At 69.9% G+C, this 19397-nt stretch carries 21 protein-coding genes; 12 read left to right on the forward strand and 9 right to left on the reverse strand.

The window, feature by feature from the left end; all coding sequences use genetic code 11:
- Positions 1 to 4: 4 nt before the first annotated feature.
- The 3 genes from D3869_RS15540 to D3869_RS15550 all read right to left on the reverse strand — a co-directional run bounded on the left by D3869_RS15540 (position 5) and on the right by D3869_RS15550 (position 2652).
- Entirely contained in the window at positions 5 to 1000 is a 996-nt protein-coding gene (locus tag D3869_RS15540; RefSeq protein WP_137140902.1) for a hypothetical protein, read from the reverse strand.
- A 110-nt stretch (positions 1001 to 1110) separates the two neighbouring features.
- Entirely contained in the window at positions 1111 to 1950 is an 840-nt protein-coding gene (locus D3869_RS15545; RefSeq protein WP_137140903.1) for a 23S rRNA (adenine(2030)-N(6))-methyltransferase RlmJ, read from the reverse strand.
- Between the two features lie 57 nt (positions 1951 to 2007).
- A complete protein-coding gene (locus tag D3869_RS15550) occupies positions 2008 to 2652 on the reverse strand; it encodes a transglycosylase SLT domain-containing protein (protein WP_247895869.1) in 645 nt (214 codons plus the stop codon).
- Between the two features lie 600 nt (positions 2653 to 3252).
- Between D3869_RS15550 and D3869_RS15555 the strand changes: the two genes are divergently transcribed.
- A complete protein-coding gene (locus D3869_RS15555; RefSeq protein ID WP_247895870.1) occupies positions 3253 to 4539 on the forward strand; it encodes a tetratricopeptide repeat protein in 1287 nt (428 codons plus the stop codon).
- Between the two features lie 31 nt (positions 4540 to 4570).
- Here D3869_RS15555 and D3869_RS15560 read toward each other — a convergent pair whose 3' ends face one another.
- Positions 4571 to 5509, reverse strand: a complete 939-nt coding sequence (locus tag D3869_RS15560) for a LysR family transcriptional regulator (RefSeq protein WP_137105249.1) — start codon at positions 5507 to 5509, stop codon at positions 4571 to 4573.
- A 126-nt stretch (positions 5510 to 5635) separates the two neighbouring features.
- Here D3869_RS15560 and wrbA point away from each other — a divergent pair, with 126 nt between their 5' ends.
- Together wrbA and D3869_RS15570 are read left to right on the forward strand one after the other, a co-directional pair.
- On the forward strand, positions 5636 to 6238 hold the full coding sequence (gene wrbA / locus D3869_RS15565; RefSeq protein WP_137140906.1) for an NAD(P)H:quinone oxidoreductase: 603 nt from the start codon (positions 5636 to 5638) through the stop codon (positions 6236 to 6238).
- Positions 6239 to 6305: 67 nt separating this feature from the next.
- Positions 6306 to 7253 (forward strand): glutathione S-transferase family protein, encoded by a 948-nt coding sequence (locus tag D3869_RS15570; RefSeq protein ID WP_137140907.1) that lies wholly within the window; start codon positions 6306 to 6308, stop codon positions 7251 to 7253.
- Between the two features lie 7 nt (positions 7254 to 7260).
- On the opposite strand, the gene D3869_RS15575 is transcribed toward D3869_RS15570, so the two are convergent.
- The 3 genes from D3869_RS15575 to D3869_RS15585 form a co-directional block, all read right to left on the reverse strand.
- Complete coding sequence (locus D3869_RS15575) at positions 7261 to 7641, reverse strand: hypothetical protein (RefSeq protein ID WP_014198709.1); 381 nt, start codon at positions 7639 to 7641, stop codon at positions 7261 to 7263.
- Positions 7642 to 7739: 98 nt separating this feature from the next.
- The gene (locus D3869_RS15580) at positions 7740 to 8111 is read right to left on the reverse strand and encodes a response regulator (RefSeq protein WP_247895871.1); all 372 of its coding nucleotides are present in this window, start codon (positions 8109 to 8111) and stop codon (positions 7740 to 7742) included.
- Positions 8112 to 8186: 75 nt separating this feature from the next.
- The gene (locus D3869_RS15585) at positions 8187 to 8576 is read right to left on the reverse strand and encodes an Hpt domain-containing protein (protein ID WP_137140909.1); all 390 of its coding nucleotides are present in this window, start codon (positions 8574 to 8576) and stop codon (positions 8187 to 8189) included.
- 177 nt (positions 8577 to 8753) lie between these two features.
- Here D3869_RS15585 and D3869_RS15590 point away from each other — a divergent pair, with 177 nt between their 5' ends.
- Positions 8754 to 9683 (forward strand): NAD(P)/FAD-dependent oxidoreductase, encoded by a 930-nt coding sequence (locus tag D3869_RS15590; protein WP_137140910.1) that lies wholly within the window; start codon positions 8754 to 8756, stop codon positions 9681 to 9683.
- 324 nt (positions 9684 to 10007) lie between these two features.
- Positions 10008 to 10199 carry a hypothetical protein gene (locus tag D3869_RS15595; protein WP_014198714.1) on the forward strand — a complete coding sequence of 64 codons (192 nt, stop codon included), beginning with the start codon at positions 10008 to 10010 and terminating at the stop codon, positions 10197 to 10199.
- A gap of 1 nt (position 10200) precedes the next feature.
- Here D3869_RS15595 and D3869_RS15600 read toward each other — a convergent pair whose 3' ends face one another.
- Together D3869_RS15600 and D3869_RS15605 are read right to left on the reverse strand one after the other, a co-directional pair.
- Positions 10201 to 10569, reverse strand: coding sequence for a chaperone modulator CbpM (locus D3869_RS15600; RefSeq protein ID WP_137140911.1), 369 nt, complete (start codon positions 10567 to 10569; stop codon positions 10201 to 10203).
- Position 10570: 1 nt separating this feature from the next.
- A complete protein-coding gene (locus tag D3869_RS15605; protein WP_137140912.1) occupies positions 10571 to 11482 on the reverse strand; it encodes a DnaJ C-terminal domain-containing protein in 912 nt (303 codons plus the stop codon).
- A 233-nt stretch (positions 11483 to 11715) separates the two neighbouring features.
- Here D3869_RS15605 and D3869_RS15610 point away from each other — a divergent pair, with 233 nt between their 5' ends.
- From D3869_RS15610 to D3869_RS15640, 7 genes are all read left to right on the forward strand, one after another.
- On the forward strand, positions 11716 to 12720 hold the full coding sequence (locus D3869_RS15610; RefSeq protein ID WP_137140913.1) for a zinc metalloprotease HtpX: 1005 nt from the start codon (positions 11716 to 11718) through the stop codon (positions 12718 to 12720).
- Positions 12721 to 12876: 156 nt separating this feature from the next.
- The gene (locus D3869_RS34465) at positions 12877 to 14865 is read left to right on the forward strand and encodes a PP2C family protein-serine/threonine phosphatase (RefSeq protein WP_137140914.1); all 1989 of its coding nucleotides are present in this window, start codon (positions 12877 to 12879) and stop codon (positions 14863 to 14865) included.
- A gap of 203 nt (positions 14866 to 15068) precedes the next feature.
- On the forward strand, positions 15069 to 15659 hold the full coding sequence (locus tag D3869_RS15620; protein ID WP_137140915.1) for a cytochrome b: 591 nt from the start codon (positions 15069 to 15071) through the stop codon (positions 15657 to 15659).
- A gap of 220 nt (positions 15660 to 15879) precedes the next feature.
- Positions 15880 to 17709, forward strand: coding sequence for an autotransporter domain-containing protein (locus tag D3869_RS15625; protein ID WP_137140916.1), 1830 nt, complete (start codon positions 15880 to 15882; stop codon positions 17707 to 17709).
- A gap of 147 nt (positions 17710 to 17856) precedes the next feature.
- Complete coding sequence (locus D3869_RS15630) at positions 17857 to 18681, forward strand: universal stress protein (RefSeq protein ID WP_137140917.1); 825 nt, start codon at positions 17857 to 17859, stop codon at positions 18679 to 18681.
- A gap of 93 nt (positions 18682 to 18774) precedes the next feature.
- Positions 18775 to 19026, forward strand: coding sequence for a hypothetical protein (locus D3869_RS15635; protein ID WP_137140918.1), 252 nt, complete (start codon positions 18775 to 18777; stop codon positions 19024 to 19026).
- Positions 19027 to 19193: 167 nt separating this feature from the next.
- Positions 19194 to 19385 carry a DUF2934 domain-containing protein gene (locus D3869_RS15640; RefSeq protein WP_137105237.1) on the forward strand — a complete coding sequence of 64 codons (192 nt, stop codon included), beginning with the start codon at positions 19194 to 19196 and terminating at the stop codon, positions 19383 to 19385.
- Positions 19386 to 19397 lie beyond the last annotated feature (12 nt).

Below are 19397 nucleotides of genomic sequence, written 5' to 3' on the forward strand. Positions count from 1 at the left end.
ACGGTCAGCGGTCGCGAAGCCGGTCGTAGACGCCGTAGTCCATGGCGATGCTGGCCACGATGTCGAGATACAGTTTGATGAAGCCGGGCGTGTAGAAGGCCGGGCAACCGGTGTAGTGGCGCTCCTCCGGCTTGGCGAAGCGGGTGATCGGCTCCGGGTTGAGGCAGATCAGCCCGGCCTCGTCGAGGACGAAGGCGGTCTGGTCCTTGGGCAGCAGATGAATGGCGAGGCCGTCGTGCGGCTCGATCCCCGACGCTTCCATGTAATGGACCAGCATGCCCAGGCTGGCCATCGACAGCGGCACCACCTGCTTCAGGCTGCGCCGGACGAGGTCGTCATAGGCCGCCGCATCCTTGTCCGGGAGCAGCAGGGGCGCGGCCTCCACCATGGCCCAGCAGATGTGGATGGCGGTGTGGCTGCCGGTCTTGGTGATCGACAGCATGTCGTAGCCGGCGCGCTGGTAAAGCGGCGAATCCTCCAGCGTCGTGCGCAGGATGAAGGTGGCGGCGGCGGCGGCGGAGATCTCGCCCGTGCCCTGGGCGCGGTAATGCTCCTCCTCCGACAGCAGATCGGCCGCCCAGCCGGTGATGAGGCCGTCCAGCAGGTGGCAGGTGGCGTCGCGCAGGACCGAGGCCATGACGTCCAGCGGTGCCGCCGCCATCGCCGCGCGGTCGGCCGGGTTGATGCCGTGCGGGGAGCGCGGCGGGATCGGCAGCATGACCTGCCCGCGCTCGTCCAGCGGCAGCTTGGACGCCACATGGTCGCGCAGCCGTTCGAACAGATAGGCCAGCAGCGTGTTGACCGTCACCTTGTCCGCGTCGTCGGCGTTGGGAGCGGCGTGCACGGGGCACTGGCCGCCGCCGCGCCGCAACTCCTCGCTGAACAGGAAGGCCGGGTCCTTCTGGATGGTCTGGAGAATGTGGGCGACCGACACGCGCTCCAGCCCGGCATCGGCGTGGGCCTTGGCGAAGCTGCTGGCGAAATCGTTGGAACGGGACATCGTGGCCTTGCCGGAACGGAGTAATCCCGTTCAGCCTATGGCGAGTGGCGGGGCCGTTGCAACGGCAACCTCTGTGACCGGTTGCCGCTTTCCGATTGAAACGGGCGGTTTTACCCCTCGGGAACCAGCCAATCGACCGTGCAGCCGCCGCCGGTGGCGGGCAGGGCGGCGTGCAGCGCCGGCAGCAGGTCGCGCAGCGTGTCGTCCAGCGTCCAGGGCGGGTTGACGATCAGCAGGCCGGACCCGTTCAGCCGCAGGTGCGTGTCCTCCGGGTGCCAGGTCAGCTCGACCATCAGGATCTTGCGGATGCCGGTGTTCTCGACCGCCTCCTGGAAGCGCCAGACGGCGGCACGCTCCTTGATCGGGTACCACAGGGCATAGATGCCCGTGGACCAGCGCCGGTGCGCCGCCTTCAGCCCCTCGGCCATGCGGGCGAACTCGTCGGGCTGCTCGAAGGGCGGGTCGATCAGGACGAGGCCGCGCTTCTCCCGCGGCGGCAGATGGGCCTTCAGCGCCTGATAGGCGTCCGTCTTGAAGGCCGAGACCTGACGGTCCCCCGCGAACTCCGCCTTCAGGGTCTGCCAGTCATCGGGGTGCAATTCATTGAGGAGCAGCCGGTCCTGTTCGCGCAGGAGCGCCCGCGCCAGCCGCGGCGATCCAGGGTACCAGCGCAGCCGCCCGTCCGGGTTCAGCGCGTTCACCGCGTCGAGATAAGGCCGCAGCGCCGGGTGCGGCGCCGGCTGGCCGAACAGCCGTCCGATTCCGTCCTGGAACTCCAACGTCTTGCGCGCCGGTTCGGAGTCCAGGTCGTAGCGCCCGATCCCGGCGTGGGCGTCGAGCACGCAGAAGGGTGCCGGCTTGGCGCGCAAATGATCGATGATCAGCGCCAGAACGGCGTGCTTCATCACGTCGGCGGGGTTGCCGGCGTGGAAAATGTGACGGTAGTTCATGGGGCAGGGATTTAGCCCATCGGGGCGTTCCGCGCCATCCCCCGCGAAGCCGGGTTATCAGTCGAGGGAGGCGACCTGCTGGGCGTTGCGGAAGGTGCGGCGGGTGCTCGGCGCGATGCTGGTGGGCTCGGAGTCGCCGCAGCGGGCGGATTCCAGCAGCTTGGCGCTCTTCGGGTCCAGCTCGTTCAGGTGCTGCCAGATCTTGCAGACGTAGTTCTGGGCCTGACGGGTGGAGCCGCCGTTGTAGCGGGCGACGGCGGTCTTCCAGCTTCCCTGCTCGCCGTGAAGGCGAAGGAGGAGACGGCCGGCGTAATAGACGTTCTCGCGGGGATCGACGATCCGCTCCACCGGCTGGAACTCGCCGCGGTGGGTGCCCAGCGAGATTTGCATGCAGCCGACATAGACGTTCTGGCGAAGCTGGCCGCGCTTGTCGCGGAGATGCCGGGCGGCGTCGTTGGCGTTGCGGGCGTAGACGGGACGGCCTTCCACGCTCATCGCGAAGGGGGTCGGGGCGCCGTCCTGGCCGCTTTCCACCAGGGCGATGGCGACGAGCAGGCCGGAGGGGATGTTGAACTTGCGCTCGGCCTCCACGGCGTGGGAGACGCAGCTGCTGTCCTGGGCGGCGGCGGGCTTGGCGAGGAGGACCGGAGCGGCGGCTAAGCCCAGTGCAAGAGCGATCCAGCCGCCATACGTGCGTCGCACGCGCTGAGTTCGATCCTGCATATCCTCGGTCCCCTCTTCGTTGCCGGGTTCATCCGGCTTCGTTTTGGCCCCCCGCGCGGGGCCGCCATTACCGGTCACCGAGTCGCTTACGGTGACCGCCTCCTACCCGAAAGTTCAGCGCCCACCATCGGGCGCCGAAGCCACACTTCCAAAAATTTTATACAGCGTCAATCTATTTGCTGCCCGGTAATACCACGCCTTTCGATCGAACGATGTCACAAGGCGGCGGGAAAAACCCACCCAGGGTCTCGGCCTTAGCCAATAAGGCACTGATTCCGAAGCGCTTTGAAAAACCGAAAGAGGTGGATTGTGCGAACGGCGTACAATTTCGTCCAAACGGCCTAATGCGACGGTCTGAAGCACGATTCGCCGCCGGACGACCTCCTTCGGATGACCCTTGCGCGCGCGTGCAAGCTGGTGCAGGAGTTCGTGTCGTCTCCCGCATTCCGGAGTCTCCCGGAGCGGGGGCGGCGACAGCGCATCTCCCACAGCGAAGTGATCGTGGATCGCGATTCGACGGCTCAAGCCGACCGGGAGGGGGCAGTCCCCCTCGTCCAACCCGGAGACGTTCCGGGCATCTTGTTCCAGACTGGCTATGACCGACTCTACGCCGCCGACGCGGCCGGGGCGGCGCGTGCCTTCCGGCTCGCCTGTGCCGCCGATCCGGGGTCGGGCGAGGCCTGGGGCGCCCTGGCCGACAGCACGCGGGACGCGGGCGAGGCCGCCGGAGCGCTGGCCGCCTGCGGGCGGGCGGTGGCGCTCGACCCCGGCGTATGGCCCTGGCGGATCGCCTTGGCCGAGGCGCTGCGCGCCGCCGGCAGGTTGGAGGAAGCCGTGGCCACCGGGCAGGTGTTGACGGCGGAGCGGCCGGATTCCGCCACGGCCCGGCTGGCTCTGGCCCGCGCCCTGGCGGCGGCGGGCCGGCGGGACGCCGCGCTGGAGGAGTATCGCGAGGCCGTGGCCCTGCGCCCCGGCGACCGCGAGGCGTCACTGGAGCTGGCCGCCCTGCTGGTCGAGGCCGGCGACGCGCTGGGCGCGGTGGAACTGCTTCAGCCCCTGTCCCGCCGGGATCCGGAGGACGCGGACCTGCACGCCGCCATTGGACGCGCCTGGATCATGCTGCAGGAGCCGGCGAAGGCGCTGGCGGCGCTGCGCCGTGCCGAAGGCCTCGACTCGGACGGCCGACTCGGCTGCGCGGCGCTGATCGCCGCGCTGGAAGGCGGCGCCGGGGAAGACCTGTCGGCGGCCTATGTGCGCGCCCTGTTCGACCGCTACGCCGACCGCTTCGACCAGGACCTGGTGGGCAAGCTGGGCTACTCCGCGCCGGCCCTGCTGCGCGAGGCGGTGGACCGGCTGGGGCCCGCATCTGGATTGCGGGTGCTCGACCTTGGTTGTGGCACCGGGCTGGCGGGCGTGGCGTTCCGCCCGCTGGCCGGGCATCTCGCCGGGGTCGATCTCGCCCCGCGCATGGTCGAGAAGGCCCGCGCCCGCGCATTGTATGATGAGTTGTCGGTCGGCGACGTGGTCGCGGCGGTGGCGGGGGCTCCGGGAGCCTGGGACCTGCTGGTCGCCGCCGACGTTCTGGTCTATCTCGGCAACCTGACCACGCTGTTCGAGGGCGCGGCCAAGGCCCTGCGTCCGGCGGGCCGCTTCGCCGCGACGGTGGAGCGTCTGGACGGCGAGGCGGCGGCCTCCGGCTACGCGCTCGGCCCGTCGCGGCGCTACGCCCACAGCGAAGCCTATCTGCGGGAGACCGCGGCGGCGGCGGGCTTGACGGTGCGGCTGATGGAATCCTGTTCCCCCCGCCGGGAGAAGGGCGTGGGCGTGCCGGGTCTCCTCTTTATAATGGAGAAGCCGGAACACTGACGAAACGCCGTTCGGGATGGGGGCGTCGCCGTCACGCCTCCGCCCGGAAGGGCTGCAGGCTGAGCAGGGCGCAGTCCCAATAGGGGCGCGGGCCGAAGCGTTCGGCCAGGAAATCGACGAAGACGCGGACCTTCGGCGACAGGTGTCGGTTCTGCGGGTAGACCGCGAAGACGTTCGATTCTGCTATGTAATAGTCGAGCAGCAGGCACTGGAGCTGCCCCTTGGACAGCGCCTCGCCGCACAGGAAGGTGGGCAGCACGATGATGCCGACCCCGGCGATCGCGGATTCGCGCAGCAGGTCGCCGTTGTTGGTGCGCAGCGACCCCGACACACGGACCGACCGCATGGCGTCGCCGACGCGGAACTGCCACTGCTCGGCCGTCGGAACGTTGGTGTAGATCAGGCAGTTGTGGTTGGACAGATCATCCGGCGTCTGAGGAGTTCCGTGCTTCTCCAGATAGGCCGGGCTGGCGCAGACCACCTGCCGGTTGGGGGCCAGACGCTTGGCGATCAGCGAGCTGTCGCGCAGCCGCCCGATGCGCACCGCCAGATCGTAGCCCTCGTCGATCAGATCGACGTAGCGGTCGTTCAGGTCCATCTCGATCTCGATGGACGGGTAGCGCTCCAGGAACTCGGCGACCGCCTTGGCCAGATGCAGCAGCCCGAAAGACACCGGGGCGTTGACCTTCAGCCGCCCGCGCGGGGCGGCGTGGAGGTCGGCGACGGCCTGCTCCGCCTCCTCCAGGTCGGCGATGATGCGGGTGCAGCGCTCGTAATAGGCCTGCCCGACCTCGGTCAGGCTGAGCTTGCGCGTGGTGCGGTTCAGCAGCCGCGCCCCCAGCCGGTTTTCCAGCTCCGCGATGCGGCGGGAAACCACGGACTTGGACAGGTTCAGGCGCTCCGCCGCGGTGGTGAAGCTCTTGGTGTCCACGACCTTGATAAAGGCCATCATGTCGTCGAGGCGATCCATCCCATTGTTCTACACCCGGGAACAATGAAGTTCCAGCGCCCTGGATTTGCCGAAACGGGGCAACGCGCTATCTTTTGGGACGCCGCAGCCTCCGGCGCGGCCGCAACGACAGAGGGGAGACGAGACATGGCGAAGGTTCTGGTGCTCTATTACAGCAGCTACGGCCACATCTCCACCATGGCACAGGCGGTGGCCGAAGGCGCCCGCTCGGTTCCGGGAACCGAGGTGACGGTGAAGCGCGTGCCGGAGCTGGTCCCCGAGGAGGTGCGGCAGAAGGCGCACTTCAAGGAAGAGCCGAACATTCCCATCGCCGACCCGAACGAACTGGCCAACTACGACGCCATCATCCTGGGCGTGCCGACGCGCTACGGCAACATGCCGGGCCAGATGAAGAACTTCCTCGACCAGACGGGCGGCCTGTGGATGAAGGGCGCGCTGGTCGGCAAGGTGGGCGCCGCCTTCTCCTCCTCCGCCACCCAGCATGGCGGGCAGGAGAGCACGATCCTCACCACCCACACCGTGCTTCTGCACCACGGCATGGTGATCGTCGGCCTGCCCTACAGCTTCCAGGGCCAGATGGGCGTGGACGAGGTGATGGGCAACAGCCCCTACGGCGCCAGCACCATCGCGGGCGGCGACGGCTCCCGCCAGCCGAGCGCGGTCGAACTGGACGGCGCCCGCTACCAGGGGCGTCACGTCGCGGAGATTGCCACGAAGCTGCACGGTTGAGGGTAGGGCGCCCCTCTCCCGCCGTCCGGGCGGGAGAGGCGGCACCGGATCGAGGGGAGTTCAGGGCATGGGCCTGTTGATCGACGGCCGCTGGCACGACCAGTGGTACGACACCAAGACAAGCGGCGGCGCTTTCGTCCGCCCGGAAACCCAGTTCCGCAACTGGGTGCGGGCGGACGGCTCGACGCCGTTCCAGCCGGAGGCCGGCCGCTATCACCTGTTCGTGTCGCTGGCCTGCCCCTGGGCGCACCGCACGCTGATCCTGCGCAAGCTGAAGGGGCTGGAGGACGCCATCGGCGTCAGCGTGGTCGATCCCCTGATGCGGGAGGAGGGCTGGACCTTCCCCGAACCCGATCCGGTCACCGGCTCCACTCGCCTGCACGAGGTCTACACCAAGGCCGATCCCACCTACTCGGGGCGCGTCACCGTCCCGGTGCTGTGGGACAAGAAGACCGGGACGATCGTCAGCAACGAATCGGCGGAGATCGTCCGCATGCTGAACCGGGAATTCGACGCCTTCGGCGACGCCTCGCTGGATTTCTACCCGGCGGAGCTGGCGGAGGAGATCGATCGCCTCAACGCCTTCGTCTACGACCGTGTCAACAACGGCGTCTACAAGGCCGGCTTCGCGACCAGCCAGGAGAAGTACGAGCAGGCGTTCGACGCCCTCTTCGCGGCGCTCGACGAGTTGGACGAGCGGCTGGCCAAGCAGCGCTATCTGCTGGGGAACCGGCAGACCGAGGCCGATTGGCGCCTGTTCACCACGCTGGTGCGCTTCGACGCCGTCTATGTCGGCCACTTCAAGTGCAACCTGCGCCGCATCGCCGACTATCCGAACCTGTCCGGCTATCTGCGCGAGCTCTATCAGGTGCCCGGCGTGGCGGAGACGGTCGATTTCCACCACATCAAGCGGCACTATTACGCGAGCCACACCATGATCAACCCGACCGGCGTCGTGCCGAAGGGGCCGGCGCTGGACCTCGACGCGCCGCACGGACGGGACGGGGTGGGGTGAGCGAACCTCAGGGCTTGTAGCAGCGGGCCATGTCCTGGTTCTGCCCGATCATCTCGCATTGGAAGCTGTTGGAGAATTTGAAGCGGAACGGCCCGGTCTTGCGCACGCTGACCAGGGTCTGTCCGCCGGGGTTCTTGAAGGCCACCCAGGCCGAGGAATCGAAATGGGTGGTGATCCCGTTGCTCAGCCGCACGCGGCCCTGGTTGTCCTTGATGACCTGCACGCCGGTGTTGAAGGCCATGACTCCGTTCGGCGTCTCGGACGCCACGGCGAGGCCGTTCGTGCAGTTCACCCCCTCCGGCTGCACCGCGACGCACTCGTAGGGGCGCGGCTGCGACGCGGTGAGCACCATGGCGTAAATCGCCACTTCCAGAACATTCATGGGCATGCGGAATCTCCCGGCAATCCGCACAAGGGTGCAGCAATGCACCGTGTACAGAATAATTCCGCCGTGGTTACAAAAAGTATAATGTCGCGGTCAAGGTTCTACCCTTTCGCGGTCAGCGCTTTTTCCAGCTTCTCGCGCAGGCCGAGCGGGGTCAGCGGCTTCACCAGATAGCCGGTGGCGCCGGAGCGCAGGGCCGACAGGACGACGTCCGACCCGTCGTGCTTGGTCAGCATGATGACCGGCGCCCGCCCGTCCAAAGCCTCCAGAAAGGCCAGACCGCCCATCGGCGCCATGTCCACGTCGCAGAAGATCGCGTCGAAATCGACGCGGTTGCAGCGGGCCAGCGCCTCCGCCCCGTCGGCGGCCTCGATCACCGTGCCGACGCCCAGCTGCTTCAGCAGCCGCACCGAGACGCTGCGGGTCACCACCTCGTCCTCGACGACCAGCACCGCGCAGGAATTGAACGACACGGCCACCCTCGCGCTTCGTCCCGTGGGCTACCCAACTTGGGTTGCATCCGCATGATATATCAGCGCGAAAGAAACTCAAATGCGTGCGATCAAAATTTTCACGTCGGCCAGCGCGCGGTCGAGGGCCGCCGCATCCCGGCGCGCGACCGCCGCGTCGCCGCGCAGGGCCGCGTCCTCCACCGAGCCGAAGAGGTCGGCGAGCCGACCGGCCCCGGCGGTGCGGGCGGCCCCCGCGGCCGAATGGGCGGCCATCCGGACGCCGTCCAGGTCGCCGATGGCCAGCCGTTCCTTCAAGGCGCGCGACAGCTCATCGGCGTTTTCCAGGAACAGGGCGTAGAGCATCGTGACGGTGGGGCCGGGACCGCCGAAGTTGCGCAGCATCGGTTCGACATCGAGGATGTCCCGGTCGCATGGGGCGGTGTTGGGCGTCGGCGGTTCGAATGGGGCGGACGAGGGCTGGGGCACGGCTGCGGCTCCCGGCAGGACACGGTATGGCCGTACAGTGCGTGGGGCAATTCAACCCGGTCAAGCCAAGGCCGGCGCGGCGAATGGACGCTTCGGCGGTGCAGCACCCCGCTGTGGAACCTGGGGAGGCACAGCCTGTTCCCCAACGTCGCCAACGACCGCTGGGACGCCCAAGCGATGATTGCCACAACCGAAGAACAGCGTCTGGACACCCTGATCGTCGGCGGTGGTCCCGCCGGACTGACCGCGGCGATCTATCTGGCGCGCTACCGCCGCCGTTTCCTGGTGGTCGATTCCGGGGCGAGCCGGGCCTCCTGGATTCCGCTGTCCCACAACCACGCGGGCTTTCCGGACGGGGTAACCGGCGACGAACTGCTGGCCCGCATGCGCGCCCAGGCGGAGCGCTACGGGGCTCGGATCGTGCCGGGAACGGTGACCACGGTGGAGCGGGGCGACGATGGCTACCGCGTGCGGACGGAGGACGGACGGCTGTACCGCGCCCGCACCGTGCTGGCCGCGACCGGCGTGATCGACCGCGAGCCGCAACTGCCCAACCTCTATCAGGCGGTGCAGCGGGGGCTGGTCCGCCATTGCCCGATCTGCGACGGGTTCGAGGTGACCGGCCATCGCATCGGCGTCATCGGCCACGGCACCGGGGCTTTGGGGGAGGCGCTGTTCCTGCGCACCTATTCCCGCGACATCACCCTTCTGACGCTGGGCGAACCGATGACCCTGGAAGAGGCGGAGGAGCGCCGCATGGCCGAGGCCGGGCTGCGCGCCGTCGAGGAGCCGGTGGTGGAAATCCACACCGAGGGCGGGCGGATCGCCGCCCTGACCACGGCGTCCGGCGAGCGGCTGACCTTCGACACGCTGTACTCCGCCCTGGGCTGCCACCCGCGCATCGAACCGGTGAAGGGGCTGGGCGTGCGCATCGGCCCGGACGGACGGCTGGTCACCGATGGGCACCAGCAGACCGGGATCGAAGGGCTCTACGCCGCGGGCGACATCGTGGAGGGGCTGAACCAGATCTCGGTCGCCATGGGACAGGCCGCGATCGCCGCCACCGCCATCCATCGCCGACTCCTGGCGGAGGACGGGGACCTCTGAGGGGCGCAGCCGCACTATCGGGCGGCCAATGGTGCCGGGCAAAATGTCGCATTTGACATTAATGAGTGGTAATACCAAGCCAATGGCTTGAGCTATGCTCTTGGTTTGATGGAGCTTCCAGGAAAGGCATAAAGGGTTATGCCTTTCGGGCTCGGCCGGACGTTTACACCTGATTAAGAATTTGGGCCTTAGGACTCTCGCCATTGCGAAAGGCGGTCCGTGCGGCGGGTTGTGGCCCGGTGCACAGCGGGACGAGCGAAGGGGCGGCATGATGCCGTCATCGATCAACCCGGGCAGCCTGCCAGAACGAACGGAACCTGCTCCATGGCCCAATCCGTGACCCGCGCGCTTCAAGCCATCAAACGCCACAACGCCAAGCCGGAGCAGATCGACCACGCCATCCTCAGCGCCATCAACGTGACGCTGTGCATGCAGTCCGGCGGCAACGACCGGGTCGCGGAAGGCTTCAATCAGGACATCGCGCTGAGCGGACGGGCCTTCGGCGTCCGGAGCTGAGCTACTCTTCCTTCTCCTCCCGCTTCCGCAGCTCGTCCTGCAGGAGATAGCGGGCCTCCGGCGGCAGATCGCCGATGGCTTCGGCCAGCACGCGCAGGCGACGCCGCAGCCCATAGACGGTGTCGAGCAGCGACAGCACGACCGGCATCGCCTCGTCGTCGAGCGCCAGATCCTCCCGCAGATCGCAGATCAGTTCCAGCCGGGCCATGTCGGCCGCGCTGAAGACGAAACCGGTCCCCTCGTGCCGCGGCCGCAGCCAGTGCCGTTCCACCCACACCGTCAGCTGGGCGGAGGAGACGCGCCGGCAGGTGGCCAGCACCTCCTCGGTCCGCCATCCCGCGCCGTCCGCTTGCCTGTCGTCCTGGCCCATCTCACGCGGCCTCCATGTCCCGTCTCGGGTTGTGGTCGGACTTCCAATCCCGGACGAACGCCTCCAGCGCCGGGTCGGGGGCGTCGGGCAAAGCGATGCGCAGCGTCACATACTGGTCGCCGCGCGCGCTGTTCGCTCCTGGAAGGCCCTTGCCCTTCAACCGCAGGCGCGTGCCGTTGTTCGCCCCCTTCGGAACGGTCAGCATCACCGGCCCGTCGATGGTCGGGACGCGCACCTTGCCGCCCAGCACCGCCTCGGCCAGGGTCACCGGCAGGTCGAGATGGATGTCGTCGCCGTCGCGGCGGAACCAGGGGTGGGGGGTGACCTTGACGGTCACCAGCGCGTCGCCGGGCGGACCGCCGTTGCTGCCGGGCAGGCCCTGGCCCTTCAGGCGGATGGTGCCGCCGTCCTCCAGCCCGGCGGGGAGGTCGATGTCCAGCGTCTTCCCGTCCGGCATGGTGACGCGGCGCTTGCCGCCCTTGGCGGCCGCCAGGAAATCGACCGTCAGCGCCATGCTGAGGTTGCCGCCCTTCATCGGCATGGCGCCGCCGCGGGCGAAGCCGCGCCCGCCGCCGAACAGGTCGGCGAAGATGTGTTCCAGATCGTCCGACGCGAAGCCCTCGGCGTGGGCGTAGCGGGCGCCCGCCGGGCCTTCGGCGAAGTCGCGGTAATACTGACGCTGTGGCCGTTCCTGGCCGGAGGCGTCGATCTCCCCACGGTCGAAGCGGGCGCGCTTGTCGGCATCCGACAGCAGGCTGTAGGCGGCGCTGATGTCCTTGAAGCGCTGTTCGGCCTCCGCCTTGCCGGGGTTGAGGTCGGGGTGGTGCTTCTTGGCCAGCTTGCGGTAGGCCTTGCGGATTTCGTCGTCCGACGCGGTGGGGGATACGCCCAGAATCTCGTAGGGATTGCTCATGGCGATGACCGTGATTGAAAAGCGGGGGTCAGCGGCTGACGGGTGAGCACGTTCGACGTGTATGTGTTCGACGCTCCCCCGCAAATCAAGAGGGGTGCCCTTCCGTCCAGCGCACGACGCCTGTGCTTGCGGTCGGGATGACGGCGGGGCGGCACGCGCCAATATGAGGCGGGCCGGACCCGTCTCCGGTCGAACGGTTCCAAAGGGAGATGGTCAGGGAGGGAGCCCCCGTCATGCCGCACAGTCACCGGTCCTTCATGCCCACGGATCAGGCGACCGCCGACCTGCGGCGGCGCCACAAGATCGCGAACGTCCTGCAATCCCTCCTTCTGCTCGGCGGCATGGTGCTGTTGCTGGCGCTGTGCGGGATGATCCTGGCGGGGGTGGAGGGGGTGCTGTGGGCGCTGCTTGGCGGAGCGATCAGCCTGCTGTTCAGCCCGCGCCTGTCGCCGCGCATGGTGCTCGGCATGTTCGGTGCCCGCCGCCTGAGACACGCGGAGGCCCCGGTCCTGTTCGACGCGCTGGCCGCCATCGCCCGTCGGGCGGAACTGCCCGCGGTGCCGGAGCTGTGGTACGTCGCCAGCCCGGCGCTGAACGCCTTCGCCGTGGGCAGCCGCAGCCGCTCGGCCATCGCGGTCACCGACGGGCTGCTGCGCGCGCTCAGCCTGCGCGAGCTGGCCGGCGTGCTGGCCCACGAGGTCAGCCACGTGCGCAACAACGACCTGACCGTGATGGGGCTGGCCGACACGGTGACCAGCCTGACCCGGCTGATGTCGGTTTTCGGCATGGCCCTGCTGATTCTCAACCTGCCCCTGCTGATGATGCGGCATGAGGCGGTTCCCTGGCTGCTGGTGCTGCTGCTTATCGCCGCACCCTGGATCGGCGTGCTCCTGCAGCTCGCCCTTTCGCGCACCCGGGAATTCGACGCCGACCTCGACGCCGCCCACCTGACCGGCGACCCGGAGGGCGTGGCCTCGGCGCTCGCCCGCATCGAGCGGCTTCAGCACAGCCCGTGGGAGGGGCTGCGCTTTCCCGGGCGCCGCCGGGCGCAGAACATCCCGTCGCTGCTGCGCACCCACCCGGAGACCGAGGAGCGCGTGCGCCGCCTGATGGCGCTGCGCACCCCGCCGCCGGTCCTGCCGGGGCTCGACGCCCATCCCCTGCACGCCCCGCCGCATCTCGCCATGCCGGCGGCGCTGCGGCGCCCGCGCTATCGCATCGGCGGCTACTGGTACTGAGGTTACAGGGGGGCGCGTCCGCCACTCCTGGACTCGGGGTGCCCGGCTGGGTAGAACCGACGGGCGCGGTCGGGCAATTTTTCCAGATCCCAGGCTTGTCCGGGGACGGCGGAGCGCCCGCGGCGGTCGGTTGGCTACAAAAGGCGGGTCCCCTCCATGACCTTTCAAGGGCGTTTGGTCCTCCTGATCTCCGGGCTGGTGACGCTGGCGGTGGCGCTGGTCACGATTCTGCTGGCCTGGACGACCCATTCGGCGATCCAGTCGCGGGTGGAAGCGGACGGCCGCGGCGCGGCGACCCTGCTGGCCCGCTCCGCCACGCTGGCGCGCGAGGTCCCGCGCGACGTCGAGGCTCTGCTCGGCGACCGGCTGCTGTCGGAGGCGACGCTCGCCGCCCATCTCGTGGCGGTGATGGAGGCGGGCAAGGCGCCGGTCAAGGCGGTGACCGACCGGCTGAAGGCCGTCGCGGACGGCGGCGGGCCGGACGAGATCTGGGTCACCGACAACCGGGGCCGCGCCTATCTGCACAACATCCCCGGCCCCGACATCACCTTCGGCCCGGACTCCCGGGCGCAGCCGCGCCAGGCTCCCTATTACGGCCTGCTGAACCGCGCGCCGGAGAAGGTGGTGACCGACGCCGCCACCGAAGGCGGCAAGCTGATGAAGTTCGCCGGCGTGGCCGGCGTCGACAAGCCGCGCATCGTCCAGGTCGGCGCCGACGTGCGCCGGCTGGGCGACATTGCCCGCAAGGCCGGGGTGGACGGGGTGATGGCCTCCCTGCTGGCCAGCGGCACGGTGGAGGGCGCGTGGCTGCTGGAGCGCGACGGTCGCCTCGCCGTGCACGCCACCGGCCCCAGCGCCGGGCCGCTGTCGGAGCGGGCGGTCGAGGCGGCAAAGGCCGCGGCGGCGGCCGGCGAGACCGGCCTGCTGCGCGAGGGCGACCGGCTGACCGCCTTCGCCCCGGTGCCGGCGGTGGCGGGGCAGGGGGCGGCCGGGCAGGGGGCGGGCATCGCGGTGGTCCGCCTGCCGGCGGAGGACCTGTCGTCGGTGGTCGGTCGCCATGTGAAGATCGGCGTTCTGGTCGGCCTGCTCGTCCTGGCGGCGGGCGTCTACGGCGCCGTCCGCTTCGCGCGCAGCCAGATGGCCCCGATCGAACGGCTGGGCGAGGCCGTCGCCGCCGTCGAGGCCGGACGCTTCAACCCCTTCACCCTGAACGAGGCGATGGAGCGCAACGACGAGATGGGCCGCCTCGCCCGCGTCTTCCGCAGCATGGCGCTGGAGGCGTCCTACCGCGAGGAGACGCTGGACGCCCAGCTGCTGATGCGCACGGCCGAGCTGGAGACCCGCACGGAGAAGCTGGCCGCCGCCGAACAGCTGATCGAGGAGGAGCAGCGCGCCGCCCGCGACGTGCAGGCGAACTTGCTGCCGCAGCAGCTTCCCGCCGGGCGCGACAGCCAGTTCTTCGGCCTGCTGGTCCCCGGTCCGGCGGTCAGCGGCGACTTCTACGACGTGATCGAGCTGGACGAGCGCCATTGCCTGCTGGTGGTGGCCGGGGTCTCCGGCTGGGGCGTCCCGGCGGCCTTCCTGATGCTGTTGGTGCGCGGCGCGATCCGCGAGGCGACGGCCCGGCCCGGCATGACCCCGGCGGCCATCCTGGCCGCGGCCAACGACCGGCTGTGCGGGCAGAGCCCCTTCGACGGCTTCGCCACCGCCTTCGTCGCCCTCTACGACCGCGAGACCGGGATGCTCAGCCATTCCAGCGCCGGCAACCGCGCGCCCTGCCGCATCCGGGCGGACGGCAGCGTCCTGACGCTGGCCGACGCCGGCGGCCCGGCGCTGGGCGTGCGCAAGGGCATCCCCTATGGCGAGGCGGTGACCCGGCTGGAGCAGGAGGACACGCTGTTCCTGTGCACCGAGGGCGTGCTGCGGGCGGTGAACGCCCAGCGCGAGCCGTTCGGTGAGGAGCGTCTGGCGGCCGTCCTGCACCAGGGCCGGGGCCTGTCGGCGCGCGACCGTTCCGAACTGCTGCTGCGCGCGGTGGAGGCCCATGTGGGCGGTGGCGGGCAGACCGGCGACATCGTGTGCCTGACCGTCCGCCGCCTGCTGCCGGCGTCCGAACTGGCGCCGGAGTCCGAAGCGGCGGTGTGACGCGGGCTGGTCAAAGCCGGCATCGCGGCGCCTCTCTCTGATGGTGGTGATCCGGCTGGCGGGCCGGGTCACCCGTGCGACCACCGCGCGAATCCGCTTCGCGCCCCCATCTCAGTCCCGGGTTCCGCCGTTCAGCTTCGGTTCAGTCGCCCCCGGACAGGATCGGCAGGACTTGCACGATTTTGCCGATGAGGGGACTCCCGATGTCCGACGCCTATTCCGAGGCCGCCGTCCGGCCGCCCGTCAAGACGCGCCCCGTCAAGACGCGCTACGACGGGGTGATGCTGTTCCTGCACTGGAGCGTCGCCCTGCTGATCCTGGTGGCCTTCGCCATCGCCCAGGGGCGCGGGCTGGTACCCCGCGGGCCGGAGCGGACCGCCCTGATGGATGTCCACCGCTCGCTCGGCGTCCTCGTTCTGGCGCTGGTGGCGCTGCGCATGGTCTGGCGCGCCGTCAGCCCTCCGCCGCCGATGCCCGCCGACACCGCGCCGCTGCTCCTGCTGGCGGCCAAGGCCGGGCATCTGGCGCTCTACGCCCTGATGATCGCCGTGCCGCTGGCCGGCGTGACGATGACCCAGGCCCATGGCCATCCCGTTGCCTTCTTCGGCCTTTTCACCCTGCCGACGCTGGTGGGGGAAAACCATGCCTTCGGCGACACGCTGGAAAAGCTGCACGAGCTTCTCGGCACCGCCATCATCGTGCTGGCCGGCCTGCACGCGGTCGCCGCCCTGGTCCACCAGTATGTGCTGAAGGACGGGACGCTGAACCGGATGCTGCCCTGGGGAAACCGCTGAGAGGAGAAAAGGGCGGGCGGCGCTGGCACCGGGGTGCCGATGGGCGCCGCCCGCCGAGTGGCGAGGTCCTGCCTCCTCCATGGATGGACCCATGCTCGGGTCCCCCATGGTCTGATGAACCCGCCCAAGCGGCTTCTCTTCCCGGCGCAATGGCGGTAACGCCCCCCGCTTTGACGCACCGCCGCTGTTTTCCGGCTGTCCAGCGGGGGGAGGTGAGGCGGTGACGGGTAAGGCGATTGGTATGGCGGCGGGAGCCGCGTTGCTGGTGTCGGCGCCCGCCGGTGCGGTGCCGTTCGACCGGGTGTTCGTCTTCGGCGACAGCCTGTCCGACACCGGCCGCGTCTACGAGTTGACGCGCGGCGGCATTCCGCAGAGTCCGCCCTATTACGACGGGCGTTTCTCCAACGGCCCCGTCTGGGTCGAGCGGCTGGCACCGCTGATCGGCAGCCAGCCCGACCAGAAGACCAACTTCGCCTATGGCGGCGCGGAAACCGGGACCCTGTCGCAGACCGGCGTTCCCGGCATCCAGGGGCAGGTCGGGCAGTTCCTGCTCAGCCGCCCGAGCGGCACCGGCGGCGGGCTGTTCGCGGTGTGGGCGGGAGGCAACGACTATTTCAACCGCGTCTCCGCCGGGTCGGACCCGTCGGGCCTCGTCACCCAGACGGTCGGCAACATCGTCACCACGGTGGAGCGTCTGGCGGCGCTCGGCGGGAAGACCTTCCTGGTGCCGAACCTGCCGGACCTCGGCACCATCCCGGACACCCGCAATTCCGACCGCGCCGCCCTGCTGAACGCCGCCACCGCCTCCCACAACGCGCTGCTTTCCCAGGCAATGGCCGACGTGGAGAAGCGGCTGGGAGTCACCGTCGTGGTGGCCGACGTCAACGCCCTGTACCGCGCGGTGGCGGCCAACCCGACGGCCTACGGCTTCACCAACGCCGTGACGCCCTGCTTGTCGGACAACGCGCCGACCGGCGCCTGCGGGACCGAGGCGCAGGCCGACCAGACCGTCTACTGGGACGAGATCCATCCGACCCGCGCCGCCCATCTGCTGATCGCGCAATACATGCAGGGTGCCCTGTTGGCCCTGAACGACGCGGCGGAGACCGTGGCGATGCAGCCGGAACTGGCCTTCGAGGCGGCGCGGAGCTGGCACCGCGCGCTGCTCGGCTCCATCGCCGGCCCCGCCGCGACGCGGGTGGAGGCGCCGCTCGGCAATGGGGAGCTGAGGGCCTTCCTGATCGGCGACGCCGCCTGGGGCCGCCTCGGCGGCACGGCGGAGCGCCAGGGCTTCCGCTTCAACACCCAGTCGGGCGGCGTCGGCGCCGAACTGCCGGTCGGGCCGGCGTCGCGCATCGGCCTGTCGGTCGGCGGGTCGCGCGGCCACGCCAAGCTCGACGAGGGGGCGGGCACGCTGGACATGACCAGCACCATCATCGGCCTGCACGCGGTGACCGAGGCACGGGGCTTCCAACTGGCCGTGGCGGGCAGCGTCTCCTTCGACCGCTACGGCGACATCGACCGGACCACCGGCTTCGCGCCGTTCCCCAACGCCTCGGCGGAGACCGACGGGCGCACCTACGCCCTGTCGGTCGCCGGGGGCTACACGGCGCAGCTCGGGCCGGTGGCGCTGGGGCCGCGGCTGGGCCTGCGCTACATCCACACGCGGATCGACGACTACCAGGAGAGCGGCGCCGGCCTGCTGTCGCTCGGCGTCGAGCGGCAGAGCGCCGAATCCCTGGAGAGCAGCGTCGGGGCCGAAGCCTCCACCGTCGTGGAGATCGGGCGGACGGTGCTTCAGCCCAGCCTGGGCATCGCCTGGGAGCACCAGTTCGCCGAGGACGCGCGCACCGTCACCGTCCGCCTGCCCGGCGGGGCCGCCAACAGCGTCAGCCCCAGCGGCGACGGCCGCGACTCCCTGGTGATCGGCGCCGGCCTGTCGGCCCAGCTCTGGCAGGCGGTCGGTGCCACGGTGGGTTACCGCGGCGAACTGTCGGGGGCGGACGGCCACAACCACGCCTTCACCGCCCGCTTGCGCATGAGCTTCTGAGGAAACGTCTATTCCATCCTTCCGGAAGGCTTTTTCCTGCTGGCGTTGCGGCGCCGCAAGAGGAACAATCGGTGCCGGCGCGTCGCCACCGGGCACGCCCGCCCGAACAAGAACAACGGCCCAGACAACAACAAAGGGAGGAGTTTCATGGCCTACAAGCACATCCTCGTGCATCTCGATTCCGGCCCGCAGGTGGAAACCCGCCTCGACGCGGCCATCGCGCTGGCGAAGAGCAGCGGCGCCTTCCTGCGCGGCCTGTTCGCCCAGCCGGACCGCAGCGCCACCAGCGTCATCGCCCGCCGCTCCAGCGACCATCTGGAGCAGGCGGCCGCCCGCAGCGAGGCGATGTTCCGTGACAAGCTCCAGGCGTCGGGCCTGCAGGGCCAGTGGCACGGTCTGACCCACGGCGAGCACAACCACGTCATCCGCGAGGTCATCATCTGGTCGCGCTTTGCCGACCTGACGGTGCTGGGCCAGTTCGACCGCAGCGCCGCCGACGGCGTGGCGCCGGAGGAGTTGAACGAGCAGGTGGTGCTGAACTCCGGCCGCCCGGTGCTGGTGCTGCCGTTCGCCGGCACCTTCCCGGTGATCGGCAAGCGGGTCGCCGTCGCCTGGAACGCCGAGCGCGAGGCCGCCCGCGCCCTGTCCGACGCCATGCCCTTCCTCCAGGCCGCCGACGAGGTCACGGTCATCACCGTGCTGACCCAGGCCGCCCCGCCTGCCGGGTCGGAGCCGCAGCGCATCGGCCTGCTCGACCATCTGGCGCTGCACGGCGTGACGGCCGACCAGACCCATTTCACGGTGACCGACATCGGCGCCATGGACGCGCTTCTCGCCCGCAGCATCGACTCCGGGGCCGATCTGCTGGTGATGGGCGCGCACGGCCATTACGGCTTCCCCTTCCTGCACCGCGGCGGCGGCACGCGCCACGTCCTGCGCACCTGCCCGGTGCCGCTGCTGCTCTCCCACTGACCCCGTCCGGTCGACGGAAACGGGCGGCGGGCTTTCCTCCGCCGTGCCGGGCGGCCATGTAGAGGCTGTCCCGGCACCGGCTGGAGAGCGTGCATGTCCTGGCTCCGCGTCTTCCTGATCGCCTGTCCCGTCCTCGTCCTGGTGGCGCTGTTCGCCGCCTGGGCGGCGACGGGCTTCGACCTGTTCGGCCTCAGCCTGCCGGGTCTGCTCGCCCTGGTGGGCGGCGCCGTGCTGACCAGCGCCGTCGCCATCGGCCTGATGGCCCTGGTCTTCCTCAGCAACCGAAGCGGCCACGACGAGGCGGCGGGCCGCCCCGATCCCACGGATGGGCCGGACCGGTTCTAAAGCCCCGGCCTCGAAAGGGGCCATTTCCCCTTCCTTCCGTCTGATGTCCGCAAGGTCGGCGGAACGCCTGCGACACCCTGCCGTTGCTAAAGGGACGAAGGAGCCCCGGTTCTTGCGGCCGGACGGGCCATGCCTGTGGCCGGGGCGGGAAGGAGGGAAAAGCCGCGATGGACGAACACCGCATCCGCCACCGTGCCTACGAGATCTGGGAACGGGAGGGCCGCCCCGAAGGGCGCCGCGCCGAGCATTGGGAGCGGGCCTGCCGCGAACTCCGGGACGAGGACGAGCGGGCGAAGGAGGAGGGCGCCGCGCCGCGCGACCTCGCCCGAGCCTCCGCGGATTCGGGCGCCGGCATCTGACGCCCATCACAT

The sequence above is a fragment of the Azospirillum brasilense genome, from assembly GCF_005222205.1.
GTDB lineage: Bacteria > Pseudomonadota > Alphaproteobacteria > Azospirillales > Azospirillaceae > Azospirillum > Azospirillum brasilense_G.

Coding starts and splice junctions, on each gene's coding strand:
- D3869_RS15540 (WP_137140902.1), bottom strand. CDS start 1,000: ATGTCCCGTTCCAACGATTTCGCCAGCAGCTTCGCCAAGGCCCACGCC.
- D3869_RS15605 (WP_137140912.1), bottom strand. CDS start 11,482: ATGAGCAATCCCTACGAGATTCTGGGCGTATCCCCCACCGCGTCGGAC.
- D3869_RS15545 (WP_137140903.1), bottom strand. CDS start 1,950: ATGAACTACCGTCACATTTTCCACGCCGGCAACCCCGCCGACGTGATG.
- D3869_RS15620 (WP_137140915.1), top strand. CDS start 15,069: ATGTCCGACGCCTATTCCGAGGCCGCCGTCCGGCCGCCCGTCAAGACG.
- D3869_RS15600 (WP_137140911.1), bottom strand. CDS start 10,569: ATGGGCCAGGACGACAGGCAAGCGGACGGCGCGGGATGGCGGACCGAG.
- D3869_RS15630 (WP_137140917.1), top strand. CDS start 17,857: ATGGCCTACAAGCACATCCTCGTGCATCTCGATTCCGGCCCGCAGGTG.
- D3869_RS15610 (WP_137140913.1), top strand. CDS start 11,716: ATGCCGCACAGTCACCGGTCCTTCATGCCCACGGATCAGGCGACCGCC.
- D3869_RS15590 (WP_137140910.1), top strand. CDS start 8,754: ATGATTGCCACAACCGAAGAACAGCGTCTGGACACCCTGATCGTCGGC.
- D3869_RS15595 (WP_014198714.1), top strand. CDS start 10,008: ATGGCCCAATCCGTGACCCGCGCGCTTCAAGCCATCAAACGCCACAAC.
- D3869_RS15560 (WP_137105249.1), bottom strand. CDS start 5,509: ATGGATCGCCTCGACGACATGATGGCCTTTATCAAGGTCGTGGACACC.
- D3869_RS15635 (WP_137140918.1), top strand. CDS start 18,775: ATGTCCTGGCTCCGCGTCTTCCTGATCGCCTGTCCCGTCCTCGTCCTG.
- D3869_RS15570 (WP_137140907.1), top strand. CDS start 6,306: ATGGGCCTGTTGATCGACGGCCGCTGGCACGACCAGTGGTACGACACC.
- wrbA (WP_137140906.1), top strand. CDS start 5,636: ATGGCGAAGGTTCTGGTGCTCTATTACAGCAGCTACGGCCACATCTCC.
- D3869_RS34465 (WP_137140914.1), top strand. CDS start 12,877: ATGACCTTTCAAGGGCGTTTGGTCCTCCTGATCTCCGGGCTGGTGACG.
- D3869_RS15640 (WP_137105237.1), top strand. CDS start 19,194: ATGGACGAACACCGCATCCGCCACCGTGCCTACGAGATCTGGGAACGG.
- D3869_RS15575 (WP_014198709.1), bottom strand. CDS start 7,641: ATGCCCATGAATGTTCTGGAAGTGGCGATTTACGCCATGGTGCTCACC.